Source organism: Pseudomonas sp. c313, from assembly GCF_055407145.1.
Genome location: NZ_JBUZRD010000027.1, coordinates 1 through 12,583 on the forward strand (window position 1 = coordinate 1; position 12,583 = coordinate 12,583).

Here is a 12,583-nt window from a genome sequence, read left to right on the forward strand (position 1 = left end):
CAAGGCCTGCGCATTCGGGGTTTTCTCGACCTGGGTTTCGATCAGCTGTTGCACCGTTTGCTGCAACGGGTATTCGGTGGCGGTGGTGTTCCAGCCCTCGATCAACCGTTGGCGCTCAGCCACCGGCAACAAGTCGATATCACCCAGCAACGTATCAGCCTCAAGACAACCCAGCAGGTGGATCATCCCCGTCGCAATCTGCTCGATAACTCTTTCGCTGAAACTGCCCAGATCAAAACTGAAATGCAGCGACAAGCGTTCGCCCATATTCACCAACACCGTCAACGGGTAGTTGGTCTGTTCATGGTTAGCCACCGTGCCAAAGCGCAGGCCACTGGTTGCGCCATGCTCCAAAGCCTCGGACACCGGGTAGTTCTCGAACACCAGAATGTTATCGAACAGCGCTTCACCGCCCTGCCCGGCCCAGCGCTGAATGTCGAACAGCGGCGTGTGCTCCTGCTCACGCAGGGCGAAGTTCTGTGCCTGCAATTGCTCCAGCCACTCACCCAGACGCTGCTCGGGCCGTGGGCTGGCGACCACAGGCAAGGTGTTGATAAACAGGCCGATCTGCTGCTCGACACCCGGCAACTCTGCCGGACGCCCAGACACCGTGGCACCGAACGCCACCGCGTCCTGACCGGTGTAGCGTTGCAACAGCAGCAGCCAGGCCCCTTGCACCAAGGTGTTGAGGGTGACTTTCTGCTGGCGGGCAAACTCGCCCAGGCGTTGGGTAAAGCTGCGGTCCAGTACACGGACCTGCTCGGCATGACCGCTGCCCAGGCTTTCGACGCCATGACTGACGCTGTGGGCCAGCCGCGTCGGCTCATTGAGCGGCGCCAATTGCTGCTTCCAGAACGCCTCACTCACCGCTCGATCCTGGCGTTGCAGCCAGGCGATGTAGTCGTGGTAGCGTCCGGCAAATGGCGCCACCGCCTCACCGGCATAGCGCTGCAACACCTCGCCGAACAACTGCGCGTTGCTCCAGCCGTCGAGCAGGATGTGATGGTTGCTGTAGATCAGGTGATAGCGGTCTTCGCCTGTGCGCACCAACGTCAGGCGCAACAGCCCCGGTTGCTGCAAATCGAAAGGCTGTTCGCGCTCGCCCAGGGCCAGGGCATCCAGGGCCTGGTCAAGATCGGTACGGGACTGCCAGTCGAGCACGCTCAACGGCACGCTCACGTGTTTGTGTACCACCTGCACCGGCCGCTCGAACGAGCCCTGCCAGAGGAAGCCGCTGCGCAGGATGTCATGCTCGTCCAGCGCCGCCTGCCAGGCCGCGCGGAAGGTCTCGACCTGCAAGCCGTCGACATCGACCCGCAACTGGTTGATGTAGGCGCCGCTCGCCTGCTCGTACAGGCTGTGGAACAGCATGCCGTGTTGCATCGGCGACAGTGGGTAAATGTCGGCAACCGCGCTGGCTGGCAACGGCAGGCTGTCCAACTGCTCCTGGCTCAAGCCAGCCAGGGGGAAGTCGGACGGCGTGACCGCACCGTGTACACCATCGCAGCAATGGGCGATCAGTGCGCTCAGTTCCTGGGCATAGTCGTCCGCCAAGGCCTGGATGGTTTGGCTGTCGAACATCTTCTGGCTGAAGGTCCAGCTCAGGCTCAATTCGCCGCCATAGACCTGGCTGTTGAGGGTCAGCCAATTGGCCAGGTTGGCGGCGGCGCTTTGCTCGGCGCCGGCCGACTCACTGGCAGGCACGAACAAGGCAGCGTCATCAAACTGGCTGTCGAACTGCCCCAGGTAGTTGAAGGTAATACGTGGCATCGCCAGGGCACTCAAGGCGGCCTTGCTCGCCTCATCCCCCAGGTAGCGCAGCGAACCAAAACCAATGCCTTTGTGCGGGATTGCCCGCAGTTGCTCCTTGATCGTCTTGATTGCTGTGCCAAGATCGTCCTGAGCGTGCAGGCGCACCGGGAACAGGCTGGTGAACCAACCCACGGTACGGGTCAGGTCGAGGTCGTCGAACAGATCCTCACGGCCATGACCTTCCAGGGCAATGCTGCTGGCCGACTGGCCGGTCCAGCGGCTGATCACCCGCGCCAGCGCGGTCAACAGCAGATCATTGACCTGGGTGCGGTAGGCCGCAGGGGCCTGTTGCAACAGCTGGCGCGTGAGGGTGGCATCCAGTTGCGTCTGGATCGTCACGGCGTGGCGATTTTCCAGGCTCGCGTCGCCATGGTCACAAGGCAACTCGCTGCCCGCTTGCAACTGGGCCTGCCAGAACGGCAACTCTTGTTGCACCACCTCGCTACGAGCATACGCCTGCAAGTGCTCGGCCCAGTGTTTGATAGCACTGCTCTTGGCCGGCAAGCGCACAGGCTGGCCCGTTTGCGCTTGCTGATAGGCCACTTGCAGGTCTTCCAACAGGATGCGCCAGGAAACGCCATCCACCACCAGGTGGTGGATGATCAACAGCAGACGCTGGCTGCCATCGGCCAGGGTCGCCAATAGTGCGCGCAGCAACTGGCCGTCTTGCAGGTTCAAGCTGCGCTGGGCTTCAAGGCCCGACACAGCAAGGTCCTCTGCATGTTCAAGGCTGACTTGCCACACACGTTGCGGATGCGCTTGCGCTTGCACTTCGCCGAAGCGAGCCGTCCAGCCCGACGCCTGCTCGGTAAAGCGCAGGCGCAAGGCGTCATGGTGGGCACAAACCGCGTTCAAGGCCTGCTCCAGCGCCGAGCCATCAAGGGCCTGACGCGGCTTGAGCAGGACCGACTGGTTCCAGTGATGCTGTTCGGGAATCGCTTGCTCGAAGAACGTCTGTTGCATCGCCAGCAACAGGGTTTCACCGGTGACCGGCGACTGATCGATAACCAGCGCACTGACACCGGTTTTCGCCACCGTGGCCAGGCCCTGCACGGTAGGGTGCTGGAACAGGTCCTTGGGCGTGAAACGGATACCCGCCTGACGGGCACGGCTGACCACCTGGATGGAGACAATGGAGTCACCGCCCAAGGCGAAGAAGTTGTCGGTGACACCGACCTGCGCAAGACCCAGCACCGTTTGCCAGATGGCAACCAGCGTCGTCTCGACATCATTGACCGGCGCCACATAGGCCTGGGCCTGAACAGCCTCCGGCAGCGGCAGTAGATTGCGCGCCAGCTTGCCGTTGGGGCTCAGGGGCATCTGCTCCAGCAACAGGATCGACGCCGGCACCATGTACTCCGGCAACTCTTGCAGCAGGTAGGTCTTGAGCAGTGTCAGGTAATCGGTCTGGCACAAGTCAGCATCGACAGGCACCACGTAACCCACCAGACGCTTGCCGGCAGGACCGTCCTGCGCCAGCACCACGGCTTCGCGCACCGCCTCGTGTTCCAGCAGCCGCGCTTCGATTTCACCCAGTTCGATACGCAAGCCACGGATCTTCACTTGATGGTCGATACGCCCGACGTATTCGATCACTCCATCGGCGCGATAGCGGGCCAGGTCGCCGCTGCGGTACAGGCGCTCACCGGTCACAAATGGGCTGGCGATAAAGCGTTCGGCGGTCAGGCTTGGGCGGCGGTGGTAACCCCGCGCCAGGCCGATGCCGCCCAGATAAAGTTCACCCACGACACCGACTGGCAGCGGTTCAAGGCTGCTGTCCAGAATATAGGTGGTCAGGTTGGCAATGGGTTGGCCGATGGGCACGCTGTCGCGGCCTTCGTCGGTGCAAGTCCAGTAGGTCACGTCGATGGCCGCTTCGGTCGGGCCGTACAGGTTGTACAGGCCGGCATTCGGCAGCTTGGCGAACACCTGTTGCTGGATATCCACCGCCAGCGCTTCACCGCTACACACGATGCGTTTGAGGCTGGTGCAACTGTGGACGGATTCGTCCTGCAAGAAGGCCTGCAACATCGACGGCACAAAGTGCAAGGTGCTGATCTGCTCGCGCTTGATCAACTCAACCAGCTTGGCGGGGTCACGGTGATCACCCGGTGCGGCAACCACCAGTCGAGCACCGGTCATCAGCGGCCAGAAAAACTCCCACACCGAGACATCGAAGCTGAACGGGGTTTTCTGCACCACCGTGTCGCTGGCATCTAGGCCATAGGCCTGTTGCATCCAGCACAGGCGGTTGGTCAGGGCGACGTGGCGGTTGCCGGCGCCTTTGGGTTTGCCAGTGGAACCCGAGGTGTAGATCACGTAGGCGAGGTTTTCGCCGGTCACGCTCACCGATGGATTGGCGGTGCTGTAACCCGCCAGCCAATCACCCGATTGGTCCAGGGCCACGGTGTGCATCGCGTCAGTCAGGGGCAGGCGTTGCAGCAATGCGGCTTGCGTCAGCAGCAGGTTCACGCCGCTGTCTTCAAACATGTAGCTCAGGCGATCCTGTGGGTAATCCGGGTCCAGCGGCACATAGGCACCGCCAGCCTTGAGGATTGCCACCAGAGCCAGCACCATTTCGGTAGAGCGCTCGGCCGCCACGCCCACCAGCACATCCGGGCCAACGCCCTGTTCGATCAGGTAGTGAGCGAGCTGGTTGGCGCGGTCGTTGAGCTGGCGATAGCTCAAGTGTTCTTCACCAAACGCCAACGCCGGGGCATCCGGGGTTTTCTCGACCTGGGTTTCGATCAGCTGTTGCACCGTTTGCTGCAACGGGTATTCGGTGGCGGTGTTGTTCCAGCGCGTAACCACAGCTTGGTGCTGGGCCACCGGCAACAGGTCGATTTCGCCCAACGCCCGCTCGGCGGACTCGGCCAGGCGCGCCAGCAACGTCTCCAGGCAAGCCGCCAACCCGACGATGGCCGCACCGTTGAATTTCGCCTCGATATAGCTGAACTGGAATGCCAACTGCTCGCCCACATTGACCATCAAGGTCAGCGGGTAGTTGGTGCGTTCATGGCTGTGAACGGCGCCGAAGCTCAGCTCATCGGGCTCGCCTTGTTGCAGCGCTTCGGACACCGGGTAGTTTTCAAACACCAGAATGTTATCGAACAGGGCTGCACCACCCTGCCCGGCCCAGCGCTGGATATCGAACAGCGGCGTGTGTTCATGCTCGCGCAACGCCAGGTTCTGCGCCTGCACCACTTGCAGCCATTGGGCGACGCTTTGTTCAGGCATCGGGCTGGCGATCACCGGCAAGGTGTTGATGAACAGGCCGATCTGTTGCTCCACGCCTTTGAGTTGTGCCGGGCGCCCGGACACTGTCGCACCGAAGGCCACGGCCGGCTGGCCGATATGACGCTGCAACAGCAGCAGCCAGGCGGCCTGGACCAAGGTGTTGAGGGTCACCTTATTGGCCCGGGCAAAATCGCCCAGGTGCCGGGTCTGTTGACGATCCAGGACCAGGAAATGATCGGCATAACCACTGGCCGAAACCGTGGCGTATTTGTCATGGGCCAGCGCTTCGGCCAGCCGGGTCGGCTCACTGAGCGGTGCCAGTTGCTCGCGCCAGAACTGCTGGCTGACACCACTGTCCTGGGCCTGCAACCAACCGATGTAGTCACGATAGCGCCCAGGCTGGGTTGCCGGGGCTTGGCCGCTGTAACGTTGCAGGACCTCGCCCAGCAATTGCGAGCTGCTCCAGCCGTCCATCAACAGGTGATGGCTGGTGAAAATCAGGTGATGACGGGTGTCGCCGATCCGTACCAATTGCAGGTTGAGCAACGGTGCCTGGGCCAGTTCAAAGCCTTGCTGACGCTGCTGGTCGGCCAGTTGGTCGAGGGCGGCGGGCAGGTCCTTGCGGTCTTGCCAGTCATGCAAGGCATAGGGCAACTCGACGTGCTTGAACACCACTTGCACCGGCTGCGCCAGTTCGCCTTGCCAGACAAACCCTGAACGCAGACTGTCATGGGCATCCAGCGCCGCCTGCCAGGCTTGGCGGAAACGCTGGGGATCAAGGCCGCCGACATCCAGACGCATCTGGTTGATGTAGTCGGCACTGTCCTGTTCGTACAGCGAATGGAACAACATGCCTTGCTGCATCGGCGACAGCGGGTAGACGTCTTCGATGTTCGCCACGGCCATCGGCAGTGCATCCAGCTGTGCCTGGCTCAACCGCGCCAGCGGGAAGTCCGATGGGGTCACACCCAGGGCCTGGGTACAATGCTCGATCAACGCAGCGAGTTCCTGCTGCAAGTCATCGGCCAGGCGCTGAATGCTCGCGGTGTCAAACATCTGCGCGCTAAAGCGCCAATCCAGACTCAACTCGCCGGCATATACCTGACCGTTGAGGGTCAGCCAGTTGCCCAGCGGGGCATCAAGGCTGTGCTCGGCGCCGGCATTTTCCGCCGACGGCACAAACAATGCGCCATCCACTTCATCGAAGCTGCCGTCGAACTGGCCCAGGTAGTTGAAGGTGATGCGCGGAGTCGGCAAGCCGCGCAATACCTGCTGCGCATCCTCGTTGCCCAGGTAACGCAGGGCACCGAAGCCGATACCTTTCTGTGGAATGCTGCGCAGCTGTTCCTTGATCGCCTTGACCGAGTCGCCAAGGCCGGCGGCCGGCGCCAGGTTGACCGGGAACAGGCTGGTGAACCAGCCGACGGTACGCGTCAGGTCGATCTCGTCGAACAGCTCCTCGCGGCCATGGCCCTCCATCTGAATCAGCGTGGAGGCCTGCCCCGTCCAGCGGCAGATCACCCGCGCCAGGGCAGTCAGCAGCAGGTCGTTGACCTGAGTGCGATAGGCCGCCGGAGCCACCTGTAGCAATTGCCGGGTTTGGTTGCTGTCCAGTCGGGTGTGTACCGTCAGGACATGGCGGCTCTGCAACCCACCCTCGGGGTGATCACACGGCAAGTGTGCGACTGCGCCCGCCAGATGGGCCTGCCAGAAGCGCAACTCGTCCTGCAATGCAGGGCTGCGAGCGTGGTCATGCAAACGCTCGGCCCAGGTCTTGAAGGCACTGGTCTTGCCCGGCAATTGCAAGGGTTGGCCAGCGTCCAGTTGCCGATAAGCACTTTGCAGGTCTTCCAGGAGAATGCGCCAGGACACGCCATCCACCACCAGGTGATGGATCGCCACCAACAAGCGCTGGGAGCCGTCTCCCAGGGTCGCCAGCACCGCACGGATCACCACGCCGTTTACCAGATCCAGGGAGCGCTGGGCTTGTTCGCCGAGGGTTTCCAGGGCCTGGGCGTCAGCCACCTGGGCCTGCCACAGCGGAGCCGTGGCGTGCAGTTGCGCAGGCGTCAGGTAACGGGCAGTCGCGTCTTCGCTAAAGGCCATGCGCAGGGCGTCGTGGTGCGCCACCAGAGCCTGCAAGGCTTGCTCCAGTCGTCCGGCATCCAGTGCCATGACAGGCTTGAGCAGAACCGATTGGTTCCAGTGGGAACGCTCGGGGATCGCCAGTTCGAAGAACACCTGTTGCACCGGCAACAGCGGCGTTTCACCGCTCACTGGCCCCTGATCAATCTGCACCCGCTGGCTGTCGGTACGGGCCACGAGCGCCAGACTTTGTACGGTTTGGTGTTGGAACAGGTCCTTGGGCGTGAAGTGAATCCCGGCCACGCGGGCACGGCTAACCACCTGAATGGAGATGATCGAGTCGCCGCCCAGTTCGAAAAAGTTGTCGTTCAGGCCCACTTGATCCAGGCGCAGGACTTCCTGCCAGATCACCGCGATCCGTTGCTCCAGCTCGCTTTGCGGCGCCTGATAGTCGACTTGCGAGGCACCTGCCTCGGGCTTGGGCAAGGCCTTGCGGTCGAGCTTGCCATTGGGTGTCAATGGCAAGGCGCTCAGCAGCAACAGATGGGCTGGCACCATGTAGCCCGGCAACACCCGTTTAAGCTGTGCCTTGATAGCGGCCGGCTGGCGATCGTCTTGCAACAGCGCCAAATCGCTCGGCACCACATAGGCCACCAGCTGTTGCCCGCTCAAGCCCGACTGGGCCACGACCACCGCTTCACGCACGGCCGGGTTGTCTTGCAGGCGTGCTTCGATTTCCCCGAGCTCCACGCGAAAACCACGGATCTTCACCTGATGGTCGATACGCCCGATGTAATCGGTGGTGCCGTCTGCACGCTGGCGCACTAGGTCGCCGGAACGATAGAAACGCCCGCCCGGCGCGCCAAATGGGTCCGGCACAAAGCGTTCGGCGGTCATCGCCGGTCGGTTCAGGTAGCCTCGCGCCAGGCCTTCGCCGCCCAGGTACAGCTCGCCGCAAAGGCCCTGGGACAAGGGGTTGAGTTGATCGTCCAGCACGTAGGTGCTGCGATCGCCGATGCGGCTGCCAATCGGCGCATAGGCGGCGCCGCATTGCAGTTCTGGGCCGGCTTTCCAGATCAGCGGGGTGACCACCGTCTCGGTCGGACCATAGCCGTTGATGATGTGTTGTGGGCGCAGCGCGCGCTTGGCCAACTCGAAACTGGCCTGGGGCACCGCATCGCCGCCAAAGCAGTAAATGCGTACCGGCGGCGGGTTACCGTCGCGCTCGGCGTGTTCGGCCAGTTGTTGCAGGTACACCGGCGGGAACGCCGCCACGGTGACACCGTATTGGTGCATGGCAGCGTAGGTCTGCTCGGGGGTCCACAGGCTGTCGTCACGCAGCAGCAGGCTGCCGCCGTGGGTCAACGAGGTGAGCCAGCGTTCATGGGCGCCATCGAAGGCAAAGGACATGAAGTGCAGCTCACAATCCGCCGGGGTCATGGCATAGCGTTCACCAATGGCCTGGCAGTGCATGGACAAAGGCCCATGGGCCACGCTGACGCCCTTGGGCTGACCGGTGGAGCCGGAGGTGTAGATCACGTAGGCCAGGTTGTCCGGATGCAGGTCGACCACCGGCGCCGTGGCGGGCCAGTGATTGAAGTCCATCAGGTCCAGTTCCAGGGCTTGCAGGCCGGCGACTTTCGGCAACTGGCCAATGAGGCTGGAGTCGGTCAGCAGCAGCGCCACGCCCGAATCCTGCATCAGGTACGCCAAGCGCTCCTGAGGATAAGTGGCATCCAGCGGCACATAGGCACCGCCGGCCTTGAGCACGGCGAGCAACGCCACCATCAGGTTTTCGCTGCGGGGCATGGCCACCGCCACCCGTACTTCCGGTCCCACGCCTTCAGCCATCAGCGCATGGGCCAGGCGATTGGCGCGGCTATCCAGTTGCCCATAGCTGAGGGTTTGGCCGTCGACGATCAGCGCGACGCTGTCCGGCGCCTGCGCGGCAATGCGCTGGTGCACAAAAGGTTGCAGCGTGTAGGGCTGCGGCGTGTTGCTCGACCGCAAGTGGTCCCACTCGCTTGCCGTCAGCAGATCCAGAGCCCCGGTGGGCCGTTGCGCTGACTGGCTAAATTGTTCGAGCAGGTGCAGCAATTGTGCGTTGATCCGCGCAATCACTGGCGCCGAAAAGCTCTGCAGGGCGTAGCCGTAGTGCAGGGTCAGGGTCTCGTCAAGGTTGATACCCAGGGTCAGCGGGTAGCTGGTTTGTTCCAGGGTCAGCACTTCACCGAAGCGCGGGCCACTGGTTTGCGCTTGCTGCAACGCGTCCGACAAGGGGTAGTTTTCAAATACCAGGATGCTGTCGAACAGAGCTTCACCGCCCTGCCCGGCCCAACGCTGGATATCGAACAACGGCGTGTGTTCCTGCTCACGCAGGCTCAGGTTCAGCGCCTGCACCGCTTGCAGCCATTGGCCCACGGTCTGCTGGGCCTCGCTGCCGGCGATCACTGGCAGGGTGTTGATGAACAGGCCGATTTGCTGCTCGATCCCTTGCAGCGCCGAAGGTCGACCGGACACCGTCGCCCCGAACGCCACCGTGGACTGGCCGGTGTAGCGCTGCAACAGCAGCAGCCAGGCACTTTGCACCAGGGTGTTGAGGGTGACTTTCTGTTCGCGGGCAAAGGTATTGAGACGCTGGGTGGCAGCTGCATCCAGCACATGGACCAACTCGCCATGCCCTTTGGCCCCGGCATCTCCACTGGCCAGGCTCTGGGCCAGGCGAGTCGGTGCGTCGAGGGCGGCCAGTTGCTCGGCCCAGAAGCTTTCGCTGGCCGCGCTGTCGCGACCCTTGAGCCAGGCAATGTAGTCACGGTAACGCCCTGCCGACTGGGCCACTTCCTGGCCGGCATAGCGTTGCAGCACTTCGCCGAACAGCTGCGCGTTGCTCCAGCCATCCAGCAAGATATGGTGGTTGGTAAAGATCAGGTGGTGGCGAGCGTCGCCGGTCTGGATCAGGCACAGGCGCAGCAACGGCGCGCGATCAAGCACAAACGCACGCTTGTGTTGCTCTTCTGCGGCGCCGTCGAGGGCCAGGGCCAGGTCATCGCGACCGCGCCAGTCGAAGGCGACGAAAGGCAGCTCGACCTGCCGTGCAATCACTTGCACCGGTTGTTCAAATACCCCCTGCCAGAGAAAGGCGCTGCGCAGGCTTTCATGGGCCGCCAGTGTGTCCTGCCAGGCGGCCAGGAAGCGCTCGCTGTCGAGCCCGTCGACATCGACCCGCAACTGGTTGATGTAGTCGACACCTTCCTGCTCGTACAGGCTGTGAAACAACATGCCCTGTTGCATTGGCGACAACGGATAGATGTCCTCGACGTCTCGCAGCGCAAAGGGCAGCACATCCAGTTGCGCCTGGGACAAGCCGGCCAACGGGAAGTCCGAGGGGGTCACGCCGCGATGGGCCGGATCGCTGCAATGGCTGATCAGGGCCGTCAGCTCCTGCGCGTAAGCGTCGGCCAACTGTTGCACCGTGGCGTCCTTGAACATCTCGCGGCTGTAGACCCACTCCAGGCTCAGCTCGCCACCATAGACCTGGCCGTTAACGGTCAGCCAGTTGCCCAAGGGCGCATCGATACTTTGCTCGGCGCCCGACGACTCACTGGCAGGGACAAACAAGGAGGCTTCGTCGAACTGCCCGTCGAACTGGCCCAGGTAGTTGAAGGTAATACGTGGTGTTGGCAGCTGCGCCAGGGCGGTGCGCTCATCGGACCCGCCCAGGTAACGCAGCAAGCCATAGCCGAGGCCTTTTTCCGGTACGCCGCGCAGTTGTTCCTTGATGGTTTTCAGCGACTGTTCGAGGTCGGCCGCTGGCGTCAGGCGCACCGGGAACAGGCTGGTGAACCAGCCTACGGTACGGCTCAGGTCGATTTGCTCGAAAAGGTCTTCGCGGCCATGGCCTTCCAGCTGGATAACGCTGGAGGCGGCGCCGGTCCAGCGGCAAATCACTCGCGCCAGGGCAGTCAGTAACAAGTCGTTGACCTGGGTGCGATAGGCCTCGGGAGCGTCCTGCAGCAACTGCCGAGTCAGGATTGGGTCCAGGCGCGTCTGCACCGTGGCCCCATGGCGATTTTGCAGGCTGCCCTGAGGATTGTCGCAAGGCAAATCGATGAGATCGTTGCCCAGGGTCTGCTGCCAGTAGCCCAACTGCGCTTGCACGGCATCGCTGCCGGCGTACTGCTCCAGGCGCTCGGCCCAGGCTTTGAAGGCGCTGCTCTTGGGCGCCAGCTTGACGCGACTGGCCGATCCAAGCTGTTGATAGGCGCTCTGCAAGTCCTCCAACAGAATCCGCCAGGACACGCCATCGACCACCAGGTGGTGAATAGCCAGCAGCAAACGCTGACTGCCATCGGCCATCTGCACCAGCAGTGCCCGCAACAACGGGCCCTGTTGCAGGTTCAGCGAACGCTGGGCCTCGTCGCAACGGGCGTGCAATTGCCCTTCATCGGCGGCTTCGACTTGCCACAGCAACGGCTGGGTCTGTTCGACCCGAGCATGGCTGGCCTGGCCATCCGGGGTAAAGTTCAAGCGCAGGGCATCATGATGGACCACCAGCGCCTGCAAGGCCTGTTCAAGTCGCAGCGGGTCGATGGCCTGGGAAGATTTGAGCAACAGCGACTGGTTCCACTGCTGACGCTCAGGGATTTCGGTTTCAAAGAACTGCTGCTGGAACGGCAACAGTGGCGTGGCGCCGGTGACCGGTGCCTGATCGATGTGCAAGGTGCTGCCCAGTTGGGCGACACGGGCCAGGCTCTGCACGGTCTGGTACTGGAACAGGTCCTTGGGCGTCAGAATAATCCCCGCCTGGCGGGCGCGGCTGACCACCTGGATGGAGACGATGGAATCGCCGCCCAGGGCAAAGAAATTGTCGGTAATGCCCACCTGCTCGCGCTTGAGCACGTCCTGCCAGATCGTGGCGATGCGCTGCTCCAGTTCGGTGCCCGGCGCGACGTAGGCGGCCTGTTGCAGGCTGGCGTCCGGGGCAGGCAGTGCCTTGCGATCGAGCTTGCCATTGGGGCTCAGGGGCATCTGTTCGAGGAGCAGCAGGTGCGCTGGCACCATGTACTCGGGCATAACCTGTCCCAGGTGCAGTTGCAGGCTGGTGCGCAGCGCTTGCTGGTCGTCATCGCTGGCGTGCAGCAGATCGGCCTGGGTTGGCACCACATAACCCACCAGTTGCTTGCCGTCGCGGGCCAGCACCACGGCTTCGCGCACCGCCTCGTGTTCCAGCAGGCGCGCTTCGATTTCCCCCAGCTCGATACGCAGGCCGCGGATCTTCACTTGATGGTCGATACGCCCGGCGTATTCGATCACGCCATCGGCGCGGTAGCGGGCCAAGTCGCCGCTGCGGTACAGGCGCTCACCGGCCACAAATGGGCTGGCGATAAAACGTTCGGCGGTCAGGCTTGGGCGGCGGTGGTAACCCCGCGCCAGGCCGATGCCGCCCAGG

At 62.9% G+C, this 12,583-nt stretch carries 1 protein-coding gene; it reads right to left on the bottom strand.

The window, feature by feature from the left end; genetic code table 11:
* On the bottom strand, window positions 1-12,583 hold a 12,583-nt coding region (locus ACZRKZ_RS27435; RefSeq protein WP_463983191.1), incomplete at both ends, for a non-ribosomal peptide synthase/polyketide synthase.